13 protein-coding genes are annotated in these 18,075 nt (G+C 69.0%); 7 read left to right on the forward strand and 6 right to left on the reverse strand.

Features of this window, described 5'->3' with window-relative positions; genetic code table 11:
- The 3 genes from M9799_RS08840 to M9799_RS08850 are packed head-to-tail and all read right to left on the reverse strand — an operon-like array spanning nt 1 to nt 7,038.
- Nucleotides 1-2,073 (reverse strand): PAS domain S-box protein, encoded by a 2,073-nt coding sequence (locus tag M9799_RS08840; protein WP_231043227.1) that lies wholly within the window; start codon nt 2,071-2,073, stop codon nt 1-3.
- A 58-nt stretch (nt 2,074-2,131) separates the two neighbouring features.
- A complete protein-coding gene (locus tag M9799_RS08845; RefSeq protein WP_231042814.1) occupies nt 2,132-2,947 on the reverse strand; it encodes a carbon-nitrogen hydrolase family protein in 816 nt (271 codons plus the stop codon).
- Complete coding sequence (locus M9799_RS08850; protein WP_231042813.1) at nt 2,944-7,038, reverse strand: YhdP family protein; 4,095 nt, start codon at nt 7,036-7,038, stop codon at nt 2,944-2,946. The genes M9799_RS08845 and M9799_RS08850 overlap by 4 nt, the downstream gene beginning before the upstream one ends.
- A 91-nt stretch (nt 7,039-7,129) precedes the next feature.
- Here M9799_RS08850 and glnE point away from each other — a divergent pair, with 91 nt between their 5' ends.
- Entirely contained in the window at nt 7,130-9,925 is a 2,796-nt protein-coding gene (glnE, locus tag M9799_RS08855; RefSeq protein ID WP_231042812.1) for a bifunctional [glutamate--ammonia ligase]-adenylyl-L-tyrosine phosphorylase/[glutamate--ammonia-ligase] adenylyltransferase, read from the forward strand.
- A 406-nt stretch (nt 9,926-10,331) separates the two neighbouring features.
- On the opposite strand, the gene M9799_RS08860 is transcribed toward glnE, so the two are convergent.
- Complete coding sequence (locus tag M9799_RS08860; protein WP_231042811.1) at nt 10,332-10,949, reverse strand: glutathione S-transferase family protein; 618 nt, start codon at nt 10,947-10,949, stop codon at nt 10,332-10,334.
- Nucleotides 10,950-11,053: 104 nt separating this feature from the next.
- On the opposite strand from M9799_RS08860, the gene purB reads away from it, so the two are divergent.
- Nucleotides 11,054-12,433: an adenylosuccinate lyase gene (gene purB, locus M9799_RS08865; protein ID WP_231042810.1), complete on the forward strand. Its 1,380-nt coding sequence runs from the start codon at nt 11,054-11,056 to the stop codon at nt 12,431-12,433.
- Nucleotides 12,434-12,701: 268 nt separating this feature from the next.
- Entirely contained in the window at nt 12,702-13,262 is a 561-nt protein-coding gene (locus M9799_RS08870) for a YaeQ family protein (RefSeq protein ID WP_231042809.1), read from the forward strand.
- A 10-nt stretch (nt 13,263-13,272) separates the two neighbouring features.
- On the opposite strand, the gene M9799_RS08875 is transcribed toward M9799_RS08870, so the two are convergent.
- The gene (locus M9799_RS08875) at nt 13,273-13,698 is read right to left on the reverse strand and encodes a DUF3717 domain-containing protein (RefSeq protein WP_231042808.1); all 426 of its coding nucleotides are present in this window, start codon (nt 13,696-13,698) and stop codon (nt 13,273-13,275) included.
- A 441-nt stretch (nt 13,699-14,139) separates the two neighbouring features.
- On the opposite strand from M9799_RS08875, the gene M9799_RS08880 reads away from it, so the two are divergent.
- The 3 genes from M9799_RS08880 to M9799_RS08890 all read left to right on the forward strand — a co-directional run bounded on the left by M9799_RS08880 (nt 14,140) and on the right by M9799_RS08890 (nt 15,869).
- Nucleotides 14,140-14,871: a TerC family protein gene (locus M9799_RS08880; protein WP_231042807.1), complete on the forward strand. Its 732-nt coding sequence runs from the start codon at nt 14,140-14,142 to the stop codon at nt 14,869-14,871.
- A 102-nt stretch (nt 14,872-14,973) separates the two neighbouring features.
- The gene (locus tag M9799_RS08885; protein WP_231042806.1) at nt 14,974-15,432 is read left to right on the forward strand and encodes a P-loop NTPase family protein; all 459 of its coding nucleotides are present in this window, start codon (nt 14,974-14,976) and stop codon (nt 15,430-15,432) included.
- 89 nt (nt 15,433-15,521) lie between these two features.
- A complete protein-coding gene (locus tag M9799_RS08890; protein ID WP_231042805.1) occupies nt 15,522-15,869 on the forward strand; it encodes a phage holin family protein in 348 nt (115 codons plus the stop codon).
- Here M9799_RS08890 and M9799_RS08895 read toward each other — a convergent pair.
- A complete protein-coding gene (locus M9799_RS08895) occupies nt 15,831-17,381 on the reverse strand; it encodes a M48 family metalloprotease (protein WP_231042804.1) in 1,551 nt (516 codons plus the stop codon). The two genes, M9799_RS08890 and M9799_RS08895, sit on opposite strands and share 39 nt — an antisense overlap.
- 127 nt (nt 17,382-17,508) lie before the next feature.
- On the opposite strand from M9799_RS08895, the gene moaC reads away from it, so the two are divergent.
- Entirely contained in the window at nt 17,509-17,985 is a 477-nt protein-coding gene (gene moaC / locus M9799_RS08900; protein ID WP_231043226.1) for a cyclic pyranopterin monophosphate synthase MoaC, read from the forward strand.
- The last annotated feature ends 90 nt before the right edge of the window (nt 17,986-18,075 follow it).

Genomic DNA, 18,075 nt, shown 5'->3' on the forward strand with positions numbered 1-18,075 from the left:
TCAATTCTGCGGTGGAACGGGCAGGGTGAAATCAAATACCGTACCACGCGGCAGGTTGGGGCTGTGGCGCAACGTCCCTCCATGCTGCTCGATCACCGTGCGGCACAGGCTCAGCCCCAGGCCCATGCCTTCCTCGCGCGTGGTGAAGAAGGGCGTGAACAGCTGCTCGGCGACGCTTTCGTCGATGCCGCTGCCGCAGTCGATCACGGAGAATTCCAGCCAGCTGGCATGCGCGCTGGTCGTGGTGTGGCGCACCCGCAGCGTGAGCTCGCGCGGTTGCGTGTCCACGCCTTCCATGGCCTGGGTGCCGTTGCGCGCGAGGTTGAGCAGCACCTGCTCAATCATCGTCGGGTCGCACAGCACCGGCGGCAGGTCGTTGTCGATCTGGGTGATGACGCGCACGCCGAGCTTGCGCGCCTGCATGCGCACCAGCGGCAGCACCGCGTCGATCAGCTCGCTGGCATGCACCAGCTCGCGCGACTGGTCGCGCCGGCGCACGAAGTCGCGCACGCTCTTGATCACCCGGCCCGCGCGCTCGGCCTGGTTGGCGATGCGCTGCATCGCGGTGCGCAGGTCCTGCAGCTGCTGGCGCAGCGCGCCCGGGCCGTCGTTGACCGGATCGTGCTGGGCCAGCATGTTGAGCGAGCCCGCGGCGTAGCTGGCGATGGTCATCAGCGGCTGCGTCATCTCGTGGCTCAGCAGCGAGGCCATCTCGCCGACGGTGGCCAGCCGCGCCGTGGCCTGCAGCCGCTCCTGCGAGGCACGCGACAGCTCCTCCATGCGGCGCTGCTGGCTGATGTCGAGGAACGCGCTCATCCAGCCGGTGTGCCGGCCCTGGGCGCTGATCAGCGGGGCCTCGAAGATCAGCACCGGAAAGCGCGTGCCGTCCTTGCGCATGAACACCGACTCGTAGCCCTCGCGCGATGGCGGCGCCTTGCCGGCCAGGCGCTTGAGCTGGCGCTGGTGGTACTCCTGCGACAGCTCGGGCGGCCAGTAGGGCGCGAAATTCAGCCCCAGCAGCTCCTCGGAGGTGAAGCCCACCATCTCGCAGAACGCCGGGTTGACGTAGCTGATGCGGCCCTTGAGGTCGCGCGCACGCAGGCCGGTGATCAGCGAGTCCTCCATCGCCTTGCGGAAGGCCAGCGCCTCGCCCAGGTCGCGCTCGGCGCGCAGGCGCCGACGGTTGTCGCGCACCAGGATCACCAGCACCGTGCCCAGCGCGATCGACATGGTCGTGACCAGCGCCGTCAGCACGTTGGGAAACACGCTGGGCGCGCGGTGCCAGTGGTCCAGGCGCAGCACCAGCATGTTGCCCGGCAGGTCGAGGATCTGCTGCGCGGTGAAGACGCGCGTGCCGCGCCAGGCCGCGCCGACCAGCGCCAGCCGCGTGCCGTCGGGTTCGGTGAACGAGACCTCCTGGCTATGTGACAGGTTCTTGCTCACCTGGTTGACCAGGATGCTCTGCAGCGAATAGGTGGCGACGATGAAGCCGTCGTAGCGGCCGTTGTGCGCCAGCGGCAGGCAGACCTCCATCATCTCCGAGCCCATGCCTTCGCTGAGCAGCTGGAAATAGCTGGCGGAGTAGGCCGGGCCGTTGATGCGCCGCGCGTTGGCGCAGGTCAGCTGCGCATGCGACTGGCTGTCGTCGCGCTGGCCGTCCTCCCATTGCATGGGCCGGTAGGGCGTTTCGGCATACGACTGCAGCCGCACGCGCGCGTCGCGCCATTCGATGCGCAGGATCTCGCGGCGCACCTGCAGCACCTCGGCGGCGCGCGCGCGCCACTCCAGCGGGTCGTCGATCTGGCTGCTCAGCGCCTGCAGGTCCTGCAGGTTGCGGTTGAGCGCGGTGCGGATGTCGGCCACGGCATTGGCCGCGTCGCGCTCGAGCCGGTCCTGCACCTGCACCGCCTCGTAGCGGCCGGCCAGCCAGACCAGCGTGATCAGCATGCTCACGACCAGCAGCACCAGCACGGTCCACAGCGACCAGCGGCGCCAGGCGCTGCGCCAGCGGCGCCAGGGCCAGCGCTGCGCCGCGGGTTCGTGGCCCGCCAGGGTGCTGTCGGGAAAACCCATGGTGTCGGCCGCGGAGGCCGCGCCGGGGGAGGATCCAAGGAAGCTCATCGTCTATGCGTCACAGGATGCGGTGCTGCAGCGCGGGCAGCTGCGCGCGCACCTGCGCCAGGCGCCCGCGCTCGAGTTCGCCCAGCACCAGGCCCGGGCCTTGATCGCGCACGCCCAGCACCTGGCCCCAGGGGTCGACCAGCATGCTGTGGCCCCAGGTATGGCGCCCGTTGGGGTGCCGGCCGCCCTGCGCGGGCGCCAGCACATAGGCCTGGTTCTCGATGGCGCGGGCGCGCAGCAGCACTTCCCAGTGCGCCTCGCCCGTCGTGTGGGTGAAGGCGCTGGGCACCAGCAGCAGGTCGCAGCCCTGCTGCGCATGCGCGCGGTACAGCTCGGGAAAGCGCAGGTCGTAGCAGATGCTCAGCCCCAGGCGCCAGGACGTGCCGCTGCGGTCGGTCATGTCCACATGCACCGGCGCCTGGCCGGCCGCGATCACCTGCGCCTCGTCGTAACGCTCGCGGCCGTTGTCGTAGCGGAACAGGTGGATCTTGTCGTAGCGCGTGACGCATTCGCCCGCGGGCGAGAACACCAGCGTGGCGTTGCGCACGTGCTGCGCATCCCCGGCTTCGAGGGGCAGCGTGCCGCCGACGATCCACAGGCCCAATTCGCGCGCGGATTGCGCCAGGAACTCCTGGATCGGGCCGCGGCCGATGGCTTCCATGTAGCCGAGCTTGTCGGTGTCGCGCAGGCCCATGGCGCAGAAGTATTCGGGCAGGGCGGCAAGCTCCGCGCCCGCGCCCTGCGCCTGCCGCAGCAGCTCCCGCGCGGCGGCGAGGTTCTGCGCCACGTCGGGCGTGGACACCATCTGCAGGGCGGCGACTTTCATGGCTTGTCTCCTGGGTCGGTGGCCGCGCCTGCTGCACGCAGCCGGGATGTGCCGGGAATGGCGTTGACCTGGGGGTCGGTCCAGGAGCCGTCGATGCGGAACTCCTTGGTGGTGGCCGCGATCAGCGGCCCGCGCAGCAGCATCTGCGCCAGGAAGGTGCCCACGCCCACGACCGGGTTGATGGCCGTGGCCACCAGCGAGGCGGTGCCGGCGTTGATCTCGGGCACCACCACGACATGCAGGTTCTGCGTCTCATGGTGCATATCGGCCTCGCCCTCCATCAGCACCGCGGCGTTGACGCCCTTCATCTGCAGGTTGTTGGTGCGCGCGATGCCCTGCGCGATCTGCACGTCGCCGCGCACGAAGTCGAAGCTGAAGCCCTTGCTGAAGACATCGCGGAAGTCCAGCGTCAGGCGCCGCGGCAGCGCCTGCAGGCTCAGCACGCCCAGCAGCTTGGCCAGGCCGGGCTCGGCCTGCAGGAACTGGCCCGAGGCCATGTCCAGGTGCATCTGGCCGTTGAGCGTGTGGTAGTCGGGCGCCAGCGGCGAGCCGCGCCAGGCCATCTCGCCGTCGAGCCGGCCGCGCCCGTTGCTTATGACGCCGGGCATGGAAAGGCGCGTCAGCAGCGCGCCCGCGTCGCCGATCTCCAGCGCGAAGCGCAGCGCCGTGCGCGGCCGCGCCGGCACGCCCGGCTGCAGCGACCAGCTGCCGGTGGCATGCAGCCGCGCCTCGGGGGCGGTGATGTTGAACTGCGTCAGCTGCCATTCGCGCCGCGCGGGGTCGGCGGGGCTTTCGCGGTTGCGTGCCTGGACCTCGAAGCGTCCCATGGGCCGGCCGAACAGCTCCAGCGCCTCGACCGCGATGTCCAGCGCCGGCAGGCTGCGCGGCTGCTGGCTCAGCAGCGGCTCGGCATCGCTGCTGGCCGCGCCTTCCGGTATCGACAGCCGCGCGAGCCGCGCATAGACCTGGCCCGCGGGATCGGCCGGATGGCCTTCGCGGTACTCGATGAAGCCGCTGAGCTCCTGCGCATCGACCTTTGCCGTCCACAGCCCGCCGTGGCGCGTGCCGCTGGCGCTGAGCGCATGCAGCGTGCGGCCGCCGGCGCTCAGGCTCCTGGCGCTGAGGCTGGCGGTGTCGGGCAGATAGGATTGCAGCGCGGCCTGCGCTTCGGCGTCCGTGGCCACCGGGGCCGCCGCATCGTCCGGCCGCATGCGCTGCAGCGCCTGCTGCCAGGCGCCGGTATCGATGTCGGCCAGCGCCACCTGGGCATGCACGCCGCGCGCGGGCAGCGCCAGCGGCGGCACCGGGCTGCCGACGGCCAGCGCGCCGCGCAGCACCTTGTCCGCCTCGCGCAGGTAGCGCACGCTGGCGACATCGCCCCACTGCAGCGCGATTTCATCCTGCAGCGCCGGCAGCTCGCCGCCACTGGCAGGCACCAGCGCCGAAGCCGCCACCGTGTGCGCGAAGCGCAGCGGCAGCGCCTGCGCCGCGGGCTTGCCCAGCGGGCGCGGCAGGTCCAGTGCCAGGCCCTGCAGGTTGCTGGTGACGATGACTTCGGGCGTGCCGCGGCGCAGGCCCAGGTCCAGCGCATATTCCGCCTGCCCCTGCGCCACCTGCGCGATGCTTGCCAGCACGCCCAGCTCCGCCGCTTCGCGCAGCCCTTCGGCGCTGGCCGTGCCGCTGGCATGCAGCGCCAGGGGCGATTGCGTCGCGGGCGCCGAGTCGGGCAGCAGCTGCAGGCCGCCATCGAAGCGCACCGGCCCGCCCAGCGCCTGGGCCTGCAGGCCGGAGACGGAAAAACCGGTGTCCGAGAACTGCACGCTGCCGCGCATCTGGCTCAGCAGCGGCACCTCGGGCATCAGCCGCAGGCTGTTGCCGGCCAGCGCCACGCTGCCCTGCACCTTCGACTGCTCCAGATGGTCGATGGGCAGGTCCAGCCGCAGCTGCAGCTGCGCCGCGCCGCTGGCCTGGGCGTTGTCCATCACATGCTCGGTGAATCCGGCCACCGGCGAGCCGGCCACGAAGCCCAGCATCTCGGCCAGCTCGCCGCGGCCCTGCGCCTGTACGTCGACGCGGGTGTGGGCCAGATCGGGAATGCGCGCCTGGATCTGCTGCAGCTGCAGCCGCGGGTGGCCGGCGACGCGCGCCTGGGCATCGCGCACGGCCATCGAGGCGCGGTCGAACACCAGCGTGCCGGACAGCCCGGTCAGCGCCGGCCAGGGCTTGGCTTGCGCCGACTGCACCGAGGCCGGCACATAGTCATAGGTCACGTCATGCAGATCGGCGGCAATGTGGAATTCGCCCGTGCCCGGCTCCTTGAATGGCAGCTTGTCCAGGTCGCCCTCGACCTTGAAGCGCACCCGGCTGGCACGCCCGCTCTGCACGCTGTCGCGCACGTAGTGGCGCGCGCTGGCGGGGATCTCCAGCGGGAGGTAGCGGTGCACGCGGCTGCCGTCGGCGTTGCGCAGCGTGCCGCTGAGCGCCAGCACGCCGGGAAAGCGCGCCCCCGGTTCCCGGCCCGTGTACCAGCGGGCCTCGGCCTCGCCTTCGGTGTCGGCGTTGCCGAAGCGCAGCCCGCGCGCCTGGACTTCGATCTGCTCGCCCTGCAACTGCCAGTGCAGCGCCGTGCTCAGATGGTTCAGCGGCAGCGCCGGCTGCTCGAACACCCCGGGAAAATGCAGCCTGCCCCCGGCCATGCCGAGCTGCGCCGAGCCGCCCGACTGGTCGAGCGTGAACTGCGCCTGCAGGCCCTCGACGCCGGGAACACCCGCGCCCGCGGCCGCGGGCTGCGGCGCCAGCGCCAGGTCCTTGATCTCGCCGCTGACCTGGTACTGCAGCGGCTTGGCCATCGGCCCGCGCCAGCTCGCCTGCAGCGCCTTCACCTGGCCGCGCGGCGCCAGCGCCAGCAGCTGGCGCCGCGCCGCGTCCTCCAGCGGCAGGCGGCTGGCCAGCTGCGCGGCAATGGCCAGATCGAGTTGCTCGAAGCGCAACTCGCCCTGTTCGCCCAGTGGCCCGAGTTCGGCCGCGGCGGCGTCGGCCCGGCTGTGGCGCAGCGTGAACTGGCCCGCGGGCCAGCGCAGGCCGTCGCCGGTCTCGAAGCCCAGCGACTGGCCGTGCAGCGCAAAGCCGCCGGGCAGCCGCTCCAGGCTCAGCCGGCCGTGCAGCGCGCGCAGCGCCAGCGGCGCCAGGTCGGCTCGCAATCGGGTCTCCACCTGGTCCAGCAGCAGGTCGGTGGTGAGCTTCGCGACCTGGCCGCGCTGCAGGTCGATCCAGGCGCGCAGCGCGCCGCGGCCCTGGGAGACGCTTGCGCCCTGCAGATCGATGTACTGGCCGAGCCGCGCCACGTCGAGCTGCGTGAAGTCGGCATAGGCCTGCCCGCTCCAGTGGCGCCAGTTGCCCTCGTGGGTGGACAGCAGCGGCTCGCGCAGCCGCGCCATCAGCTTGAAGCGCGCGCCCCAGTCGCTGTCGGGCGTGGCATCGAGCCGCAGATGGTGGCGCCAGCCGCGGTTGCGCACCACCAGATCGACATCGCGCAGCGCCAGCGGCGGCGCCTGGCGCAGCTCGTCGGTCCACTGCAGCGCGCCGCCGCGGATGGCGATCTCGTTCTGGGAAAACAGCCAGTCGGCGGCGGGACTGTCGCTTTCGCCGGCATCGGGCAGCGCCAGGCCGGCGATCCACAGCCGGCCCGCCGCATCGCGCCGCGCCTCGAGCCGGGGGGCATCGATGTACAGCTGCTCCACGCCCAGGCGCAGCAGCGAGCGCGGGGACACCGCCGCCACCACGCGCGGCAGCGACAGCGCCATGCGGCCCTGCGCGTCGAGCAGGGCCACCTGGCCCAGCTCGATGACCGGCATCAGCCCGTCGCTGCGCGCCGTCAGGCTGCCGATGCGCACCGGTATCCCCAGGGTCTGCGCGGCCAGGGTTTCAAGCTGCGGACGGTACTCGCCGATTTTCGGCACAATGACCCAATGGAGCACCCCCCACACGGTGGCCAGCAGCAGCCAGAAGGCCAGCAGCAATCCCAGTGACCACCGCGCAACGCGCGCCATCCAGTGGATGAGGCGTGAGGGGTGCGGTTGAGGTTCGATCATTGGTGGGCAGGTCAATGCCGGGAATTATCACCCGCGGTCGCCAAGTGCGGCGTCGGTTGGCACCCCGTCCGCCGCTATTCCTGTATTGCGCATGCAGACCGTAGACTATTCTCCTTCCCAGCCGGCTCCCGAAGCCGTTTCGCGCCTGGCGCACTCGCGCTTTTACCAACGCTTACATCGGCGCTACGAAGCGGAGCTGGCGTTGTTTCCCGCGGGCGTGCCGTCGCGCGCCGGCATGGAACAGGCGCTCGATGCGCTGAGCCGCCAGGGGATGGATCCGGGCGCGGCGCTGCGCGTGCTGCGCCAGCTGGTCATGGAGCGGCTGATGCAGCTCGATTGCGCGCAGCAGGCGCCGCTGGCGGTGGTCACGCAGACCGTGACCTGGCTGGCCGAAGTGGCGCTGGACCGCGCCTGCATCCAGGCGCGCAGGGAACTGGACGAGCGCCACGGCGCGCCCACCGGCCCCGAGGGCCAGCCGGTGCCGCTGTGGATCGTCGGCATGGGCAAGTTCGGCGCGCGCGAGCTCAACGTGTCCAGCGACATCGACCTGATCTATGTCTATGAGCACGAGGGCGAGACCACCGGCCAGCCCGACGGGCGCGGACGCATCTCCAACCATGAATACTTCACCCGCGCGGTCAAGATCATCTATGGGCTGATCGGCGAGGTCACCGAGCATGGCTTCGTGTTCCGCGTCGACCTGGCGCTGCGGCCCAACGGCAATTCCGGCCCGCCGGCGGTGTCGCTGGCCGCGCTCGAGGACTACCTGCAGACCCAGGGCCGCGAATGGGAGCGCTTCGCCTGGCTCAAGAGCCGCGTGGTGGCGCCGCGCGAGGCGGTGCGCGCGCCCGAGGTCCAGGGGCTGCGCGCCGTGATCCTGCCCTTCGTCTTTCGCCGCTATCTCGACTACAGCGTGTTCGACGCGCTGCGCTCGCTGCACCGCCAGATCCGCGAGCACGCGGCCAAGCGCAGCGCCGGGCACCCGGGCCGCGCCAACGACGTCAAGCTCTCGCGCGGCGGCATCCGCGAGATCGAATTCACGGTGCAGCTGCTGCAGGTGGTGCGCGGCGGGCAGTTTCCCGAGCTGCGCTGCCGGCCCACGCTGGAGGCGCTGCAGCGGCTGTCGCGCGCCGGGCTGATGTCTGACGAAACGGCCGCGGCGCTGGCCCAGGCCTATACCTTCCTGCGCCAGGTCGAGCACCGCATCCAGTACCTCGACGACCAGCAGACCCATGTGCTGCCCACGCGCGACGACGACCTGCTGTGGATCGCCCAGACCATGGGCTACCCCGACTGCAGCCCCTTCCTGCACCAGCTCGATGCCCACCGCGAGCTCGTGGCCGAGGAATTCGACACCCTGCTCGGCGGCAACGCGCCCCGGTGCAGCAGCGGCCAGTGCAACGGCCCGCGCGCGCTCACCGTGGCTTCTCCGCAGGAGGTCGACGACCTGATCGCGCAGATGCCGGCCCGCATGGCGGCACGCGTGGCCGAGTGGCGCGACCACCCGCGCCTGACCAGCCTGCGCGACGAAACCCGCGCGCGGCTGTTCCGCCTGGTGCAGCGCACCTCGCAGTGGGTGGCCGACGGCAGCGTCGGCGAGGAAGCGGCGGTGCGCCTGATCAACTGGCTCGAGCCGCTGATGCGCCGCGAGAGCTACCTGGCGCTGCTGCTCGAGCGGCCCGCGGTGCACGAGCGCCTGCTGCACCTGCTGGGCGCGGCGCGCTGGCCGGCGCGCTACCTGCTGCAGCATCCGGGCGTCATCGACGAGCTGGCCGGCGATGCGCTGCTGACCGACCGCTTCGTCGCCGCCGACTTCGAGCGCGAGCTGGCGCTGCGCCTGGCTTCGCTGCAGACCACCGGCGAGGACGACGACGAAACCCTGCTGAACCTGCTGCGCCGCGCCCACCACGCGGAGATCTTCCGCACCCTGGCGCGCGACGTCGAGGGCCGGATCAGCGTCGAGCAGGTGGCCGACGACCTGAGCGCGCTGGCCGACAGCGTGCTGCGCGTCACCGTGCAATGGTGCTGGGAGCGCCTCAAGGGCCGCCACCGCGAGCAGCCGGAATTCGGCATCATCGGCTACGGCAAGCTCGGCGGCAAGGAGCTGGGCTATGGCAGCGACCTGGACATCGTGTTCGTGTTCGATGACGACGACGAGCGCGCCCCCGAGGTCTACGCCGCGCTGGTGCGCAAGCTGATCAACTGGCTCACGGTGAAGACCGGCGAGGGCGACCTGTTCGAGATCGACACCGCGCTGCGCCCCAACGGCAGCTCGGGCCTGCTGGTCACGAGCTTCGATGCCTATGCCAAATACCAGCAGCAGCGCGGCAGCAACACCGCCTGGACCTGGGAACACCAAGCCATGACGCGCGCGCGCTTCGTGCTCGGCAGCGCCATGCTGCGCGCGCGTTTCGACGCCGTGCGCGAGGCGGTCATTTCGGCGCCGCGCAACTCCGAGCTGCTGCGCGCCGAGATCGTCGCCATGCGCGCGCGCCTGCGCGCCGCGCACCCGGCGCGCGGCGAGCTGTTCGACGTCAAGCACAGCCCGGGCGGCATGGTGGACGTGGAATTCGCGGTGCAGTACCTGGTGCTGCTGTGCTCGGGCGAGCATCCGCAGCTGATGTGCAACGCCGGCAATATCGCGCTGCTGCGGCATGCGGAGCAATGCGGCCTGCTGCCCGAGGGGGTGGGCCAGGCCGCGGCCGATGCCTACCGCGCGCTGCGCCGCATCCAGCACAACGCGCGGCTGGACGAGGCCAGCGGCAAGATCGATGCGCTCAAGGCCGCGCCCCACCGCGATGCGGTACTGGCGCTGTGGCGCGCGGTTTTCGGGGTGCCCGGCGCCGTCGAACCCTGCCCGACCCCGGGGCTGAGCGCGCATATTTGAAAACAAACGTTAGAAATTCAACAAATGCCTTGGGGGCGCTACGCCTTCCAGGGCTCCGGACCCGGGGGGATTCCGCTCGCAAGGCATTGAAACGCGAGAGGTGGGCAGGCGGGCGAAGGAGCGCACGATTGTTGGCGGCAGCAAGCAGTTGCTTACATTTTGGGAATGCACAGCCTTGGACTTTGCCTCAGACTGATCCTCAATCCATGCACTTGTCCGGGTCAATGCCCGAAAGCCATGAACCGTTTACTGTTGCGAAGCCTTTGTTGGACGCGATCCATATCGACCCCCTGAAGCGCTTCTCCTCCCTCCCTCTCTTTATTCGTTTCGGGATGCTTCGCAACTTTTTTATGCCATGAGAAATGGCCACCGCAAGGTGGCCATTTTTCTTGCCTTTGCGGTGCTTTCAGCCGGGCATGGTGTCCTTGAAGCTGGGCCGCTGGGCCAGCTTGTCCGAAAGCCGCGCCAGGTTCGGGTGGTCCTCGCGCCAGGTCAGCTGCGGAAAGCGGAAGGCCAGCCAGCCCAGCGCGCAGCCCGTGGCGATGTCGGCCAGCGACATGTGGATGCCACAGCAAAAGGGCTTTTCGCCCAGGGCCTTGGACATGGCCTGCAGGCCGGCCTCGACCTTGCCCATCTGGCGCCCGATCCAGGCCTGGCTGCGCTCGCCCTCGCCGCGCCCGGGCCAGGTGGCCTCCAGCCGCGCCAGCACGGCCGCGTCGAGCACGCCATCGGCCAGCGCCTCCCAGGTCTTGACGTCGGCGCGCTCGCGCCCGCTCGGGGGCAGCAGCTTGCCCACGGGCGACAGCGTGTCCAGGTATTCGACGATCACGCGCGAATCGTACAGCGGCGTTTCATGGCCCTCGATCATCAGGCGCGGTACCTTGCCCAGCGGGTTGGCCGCGCCGACGCTGGCATCGGCGGCCCAGACGTCCTCGGTCTCGAACTGGTAATCGAGTTTCTTTTCCGCCATCACGATGCGAACCTTGCGCACGTAGGGGCTGGTGGTGCTGCCGATCAATTTCATAGGGGACGACTTCCATGGCTCGGGACAGGGCAACTGCCGGTCGGACGATTCTATCGGCAGCCATGCGCGCATGGGATTTGTACGGGCACCTACAATGGCGGCCCATGAGCCTGACCACTATCTCCGCCCTTTCCCCGCTCGACGGCCGCTACGCCGCCAAACTCTCTGCCCTGCGCCCGATCATGAGCGAACAAGGCTACATGCACCGCCGCGTGCAGGTGGAGATCGCCTGGTTCATCGCGCTGTCCGATGCCGGGTTCGAGGAATTCAAGCCGCTGTCCGCCGGCGCGCGCGCCTATCTGCTGGGCCTGGTGAAGAACTTCAGCGAAGCCGATGCCGAGGCCATTAAGGAAATCGAGAAGACCACCAACCACGACGTCAAGGCCGTGGAGTACTGGATCAAGTCGAAGTTCGAAGCCCGTCCCGAGCTGGAAAAGGCCGCCGAGTTCGTGCACTTCGCCTGCACCAGCGAAGACATCAACAACACCAGCCACGCACTGCAGCTGCGCGTCGGCCGCGACATGGTCGTGCTGCCGGCACTCGACCGCATCGTGCTCAAGCTGCGCGAGATGGCGCACCAGTACGCCGACGTGCCGATGCTCAGCCGCACGCACGGCCAGACCGCCAGCCCGACCACCGTCGGCAAGGAGATCGCCAACGTCGTGGTGCGCCTGCAGGCCGCCGTCGAGCGCATCGCCAACGTCAGGATCCTGGGCAAGATGAACGGCGCCGTGGGCAACTACAACGCCCACCTGTCGGCCTGGCCCGAATTCGACTGGGAAGCCTTCAGCAAGAAGGTCATCGAGACCCCCGAGCCGAACGGCCTGGGCCTGACCTTCCAGCCCTATTCGATCCAGATCGAGCCGCACGACTACATGGCCGAGCTGTTCGACGCCGTGGCGCGCGCCGACACCATCCTGATCGACCTGGCACGCGACATCTGGGGCTATGTCTCGCTGGGCTACTTCAAGCAGCGCCTGAAGGCCGGCGAGATCGGCTCGTCGACCATGCCGCACAAGGTCAACCCCATCGACTTCGAGAACGCCGAAGGCAACCTGGGCCTGGCCAACGCGCTGCTCAAGCACCTGTCCGAGAAGCTGCCCGTGAGCCGCTGGCAGCGCGACCTGACCGACTCCACGGTGCTGCGCAACATCGGCGTGGCGCTGGGCTACGCCACGCTCGCCTACACCTCGCTGATAACCGGCCTGAACAAGCTCGAACTGAACGAGGAACGGCTCGCCGAGGACCTGGACAACGCCTGGGAAGTGCTGGCCGAGCCGATCCAGACCGTCATGCGCCGCTATGGCGTGCAGGGCGCCTATGAGAAGCTCAAGGAGGTCACGCGCGGCAAGACCGTGCAGGCGCAGGATCTGCATCGCCTGATCAACGGGCTGGAGATTCCGCAGGCGGACAAGGACCGGTTGCTGGCGATGACGCCGGGCTCTTACGTAGGCAAGGCGGCGGAGCTGGCGCGCCGGGTCTGAGTGACCTGATCCGGAGCATAGGCCCGAGAAGGGTAAGCTCCGAGTTCCACCATCGACATGCCCGTCCATCCTTCGACAGGCTCAGGACGAACGGTTGGGAAAACGCCCCGCGCGCGCTCCCTTCATTCGCCAAGCAAACGGTCAGGAAAGCCTCGCGCTTCCCCGCCGTTCGCCCTGAGCCTGCCTCAGCGGCCCCGTCGAAGGGCGTTTCAGGGCAGAGCCTTCTTTTGATCCAAGCTGGATCATTTCTTTTTTCTGCCCCGCCCGCATGGCCCTCAAATCCACCATCTTCAAGGCAAATCTGCAGATTGCCGACATCGACCACGGCTACTACGCCGACCATGCGCTGACGCTGGCCCGCCACCCGAGCGAGACCGACGAGCGCATGATGGTGCGCCTGGTCGCGCTGGCGCTCAACGCGCATCAGCTCAACGACCTGTGCCATGGCGACGCGACGCTGGGCTTCGGCGCCGGCCTGTCCGACCCAGAGGACCCCGATGTCTCGCTGACCGACTTCACCGGCCGCAAGCGCCTGTGGATCGAGGTCGGCCAGCCCGAGGACAAGCCCATTGCCAAGGCCTGCAGCAAGTCGGACCAGGTGCTGCTCTATCCGTTCGCCTATTCGGCCGACGTGTGGTGGCGCGGCATGGAAAGCAAGCTCAGCCGCCTGCCCAAGCTCGAAGTCTGGCGCCTGCCCTCCGAAGCCGGCCCCGAGCTGGCCCAGCTGGCCGAGCGCAGCATGCAGCTGCAGGCGACGATCCAGGAAGGCGGCATCACGCTCAGCAGCAAGCTCGGCAGCGTGGTGGTGGAGCCGATCCGCTGGAAGTGATCCGGCCGCCTCAGCCGCCGTTGCCCGAGCGGTTCTCCGCCGCGCGCTCGGAATAGCGGTTGAAACGCCAGGCATTGTTCTCGAGCATGATGCGCCGCCAGACGGCGCGCTTTCTCACCGGATCGAACTCCGGCCACCGCTGCACTTCCTCGAAGCTGCGCCCGCAGCCCTTGCACAGGTCGTCGCCCTGGCTGGTCGAGCAGATGGCGATGCAGGGCGTGTCGGGCGTAGTGTCGTACCAGGCGAGCCAGGCGGCCAGCGCATGCGCGGGGACCTCGCCCGCGTCGATCTCGCTGGCATGGGCGTAGATCATCAGCGCGTAGACATCGGCCAGCGCCCGGGCTTCGGGTGCCAGCAGCACGCCGTCGGGCGAGGGCTTCTTGCGGCGCCAGTAGTTGATGGCTGCCTCGATGTCGGTGATGTGGATGCCTGCCATGGGAGGTGCGAACAATGCGGCCCCGGATGATAGCGCCGCCCCGCTGGCGCAATGCCGCTGTGGCTTTAGGCAATGTGGTCGGCCGGCAAAAAAAACGGTTTTATGCCGAAAACATTGCCAAATGTGTTTAAATCGCGAGCTTCGAAGGGGAGTAGCTCTCATGCGATGTCCGGCGGCGCCGGCAAATCGCTGTGCGTCGAGGTCGTCAATACGAAGCGCAAGCTTCCGGCCTCCCGGGTTCCGTGCAATACGGGGCCGAGCAAGACCTTTGAGAGACCGGTGTCATGGTCTGTCAAAGCATTTCCCTTCGGCCCGGCTTCCAGCCTGCGGCTGCCGCAGGGAGATGCTTGAGAGTCCATACACCCGCTTCCAACCGATGCGCAGGCGCCTTTGACACCTTCCGGTGCCTGCTGCTTTTTGGCATTCGACAAAGAGGTTTTTATGGATTTGGACTTCCTCACGCATACGCCCTTCTGGATAGCATTGGGGCAGATCATCATCATCGACATCCTGCTCGGTGGTGACAACGCGGTGGTGATCGCACTGGCCTGCCGCAAGCTGCCGCCGGAGCAGCGCCGCAAGGGCATCATCTGGGGCACGGCGGGTGCCATCATCCTGCGCGTGATCCTGATCGCGTTCGCCATGACGCTGCTGGCCCTGCCGTTCCTGAAGTTCGTCGGCGCGCTGCTGCTGGTCTGGATCGGCGTCAAGCTGATTGCTCCGGACGAAGAAGGCCACGACAACATCCAGGGCAGCGACAAGCTGTTTGCCGCGATCAAGACCATCATCGTTGCCGACCTGGTGATGAGCGTGGACAACGTGATCGCCATCGCCGGCGCCGCGCAGAGCTCTGGCGAACACCAGCTGCTGCTGGTCGTGCTGGGCCTGCTGATCTCGATCCCGATCATCGTCTGGGGCTCGCAGCTGGTCATCAAGCTGATGGAGCGCTTCCCGATCATCATCGTCATCGGCGGCATGCTCCTGGGCTGGATCGCGGGCGGCATGCTGGTGTCCGACCCGGTCTTCGCCAACACCGAGAAGTGGCTGTGGATGCCCAAGCTGGAGCAGACCACCGCCCTGAAATATGGTGCGCAGATCTTCGGTGCACTGCTGGTGCTGGCGATCGGCAAGTTCATTGCCTCGCGCCGTCCCAAGCCCGCGGCCCACGTATAAGCCGGCAGAGCTTGCGGCGCATGCCGGCGCAGGCCTTCCTGCTTGCCGAGGCAGGCCCTTCGGGCCTGCCTTTTTCATTGGCGCAGCCTCATCGGAGATCTCTTGAACCGTCCCACCTTCATTGTCTATGTGGATGACGCGGAGCATGCCTCGCCGCTGCTCGCGTCCCTGGCCACCTCTTTCGAAGCCACCGGCCCGCGCTGGCTGCTGGTCGCCTGCGCACCGCGCGTGACCCACCGCGCCAGCAAGTGGGCCAGCCACCGGACCCGGGAAAACTGGCGCAACCAGTGGGCCGACAAGCTGTTCGCCCAGCTTGCGCCGAGCCTGCAGTGCGCCAATGCACCGGCACCCGCCGATGTGACCCAGCTGCTCGCGCGCCAGCCCCTGCCCGAGCTGCTGGCCGAACTGCAGCAGGCCTACGGCCAGGTCCAGGTCGTCGACGCGCGCCGCCCCAAGCGCGAGGCGCCCGCGCCGCAGCAGCAACAACGCTGGGGCCCCTCGGGCCTCATTGCCGGCATGGGCAGCCTGTTGGCGTGGATGATGGAAGAGGCCATGGTCTGAGGGTCCGGGCAGGCCCATGCGGGCGCAATCGACGCCCGGCTGGGTCCGCCCTCTCGGTTACTGCCGTTCCCCGCTGCTATGCTGCCCCCATGAAACTCCTGCTTCAATGGTTCCTCTATGCGGCCGCGCTGCTGCTGGTGGCGGCGATCTATCCCGGCGTGCAGATCAGCGGTTTCGGCTCGGCGCTGATCGCGGCGCTGGTCATCGGCCTGCTCAACGCCGTGGTGCGGCCGGTGCTGGTCGTGCTGACCCTGCCCGTGACGCTGCTCACGCTTGGCCTGTTCCTGTTCGTCGTCAATGCGCTGATGTTCTGGGCCGCGGCCAGCGTGCTCCAGGGCATACAGGTCAACGGCTTCGGCGCGGCCTTCCTGGGCTCGCTGATCTACTCGGCGCTGGGCCTAATCATCGATTCGGCGCTGCGCCGCCTGTTCCCGTAGCAGCTCTTCGGTCGCGCGCAGCCGCGTGTCGATGATCGAGGCCTCGAAGTGGTCGTTCTGCGCGCTGCTCTTGCGCGCCAGTTCCTGGCCCGCGCGGAAGCGGTCCACCGCCGCCGCATAGTCGTAATGCGCCGCCTGGGCCTCGCCCTCGGCGCGCAGCGCGCGCAGCGGCTGTCCCTGCGCCTGCCATAGCTGCGCCAGCAGCTGCCAGGCCGCCGCGTCGCGCGGATACAGCGTGACCCAGGTCTGCAGCGGCTGGGCCATGCCCTGGGCCTGCCCCAGGCGCAGCAGGGTCTGCGTGCGCAGCATCAGCACCGGCCTGGAGGGCTTGCCGGCCTTGTCCTCGGCCTGCGCCAGCGGTGCCAGCGCATCCAGCGCCGCCTGCGGCTGCCCCGCGGCCAGCTCCAGCTCGGCCGCCAGCAGCGCCGCCTGGCGCAGCCCTGCGGCATCGCTGCCCAGAGCCTCCAGCAGCGCCGGCATTCCGGCGCGCGCCGGGCCCCAGTCCTGCAGCTGCATGTGCGCCAGCACCGCCGCATACAGCGCCGCCACGCGCTGGCCCTGCGCCTTCTCGGCAAATCCCCCGGAGTCGGGCAGGCGCGCCCATTGGCGCAGTACGTCGACACCGGGCCGCGACAGCACGCGCGCGCGCGCCGCCATCATCAGGTGCTCGAGCGAAGGCGTGGGCTGCGCCGAAGACTGCCCCGCGGGGATGCGCGACTGCATGTCGGCAATACGCTCGCTGGTCAGCGGGTGGCTGCGCAGATAGGGCCAGCTGCCGTTATCGTTGAGCCGGTTGGCCTGCTGCAGCCGGTCGAACATGCCAACCGCCCCCTGGGGCGCGAAGCCCGCGGGCGCCATCAGGCCATAGCCCAGGCGGTCGGCTTCGCGCTCCATGTCGCGCGAGAAATTGAGCTGGTTCTGCGCCGTCAGCGCCTGCCCGCCGATCATCAGCGCCTGCCCGGCATTGGGGCTCTTGGCCGCGGCCAGCGCGCCCAGGATCATCGAGGCCATCATCAGCGGCGTATGCCGGCTCTGCTGGGAAATCATGCGTGCGATATGCCGCTGGCTCACGTGGCTGAGCTCGTGCGCCAGTACCGAGGCCAGCTCGTCGCGCGTGCCGACCACGCCCACCAGCCCCAGGTGCACGCCGAAGTAGCCGCCGGGCAGGGCGAACGCATTGACCGAGCGGTCGCGCCCCAGCAGGATCTGCCAGGCGAAGCGCTCGTCCAGCTCGGGCGAAAGCTCCCCACGCGCGCGCGCCGCGGCCAGCAGCGGCTTCCAGATGCCCTCGATATATTCCTGCAGCGGCGCATCCTCGAGATAGTCGGGATCGCGGTACAGCGAGCGGATGATGCGGTCGCCCATGCGCCGCTCGTCGCTGGTGGTGATGGACGCGCCATCGCCCAGCGTCGGCAACTGCAGCTGGGCCGCGACCGGAGGAGGAGTCAGGGCCGCGCAGGCCAGCGCCGCCGCAAGCAGCGCGCTCAAAGGGTTTCGTCGCAAGGAAGGCATATTGGCAACCCGGGAAACAACGCCGGCCGGGCCGGCGCCGGCAGTGGCACATCCCACTATGATGCCCTGATTGCTTCAACGTTCCGTCGGACACCCGCGTTGCGCTGTGCCCGTCCTCACCACCATGATCTCTCCGCTCACCCATTTCGACGCCCAGGGCCAGGCCCACATGGTCGACGTCGCCGCCAAGCCCGCCACCCACCGCGTCGCCATCGCCGAGGGCCGCATCGAGATGCTGCCGGCCACGCTGGCGCTGATCGCCTCGGGCAATTCCAAAAAAGGCGATGTGCTGGGGGTCGCCCGGATCGCGGGCATCATGGCCGCGAAAAAGACCAGCGAGCTGATTCCGCTATGCCATCCGCTGGCGTTGACGCGCGTGGCCGTGGAGTTCGAATTGCTGCAAGCCGGCAACGCCGTCGCGTGCCGCGCCACGGTGGAAACCGTGGGTCCGACGGGCGTGGAGATGGAAGCGCTGACGGCCGTACAGGTGGCATTGCTGACGATCTACGATATGTGCAAGGCCGTGGATCGGGGGATGACGATCAATGGGGTGCGGGTGCTGGAGAAGCATGGGGGGAAGTCGGGGAGCTGGCAGGTGGGGTGAGGCATAGGTTTTCAGTTCTTCTTGAAATTTTCTACGCTGCGAGGGGGCTAGCTAGGCAGGCCCATATCCTCTATCACTGTTTGTCCTGAG

This window comes from Comamonas endophytica (assembly GCF_023634805.2).
Lineage (GTDB): Bacteria > Pseudomonadota > Gammaproteobacteria > Burkholderiales > Burkholderiaceae_C > Comamonas > Comamonas endophytica.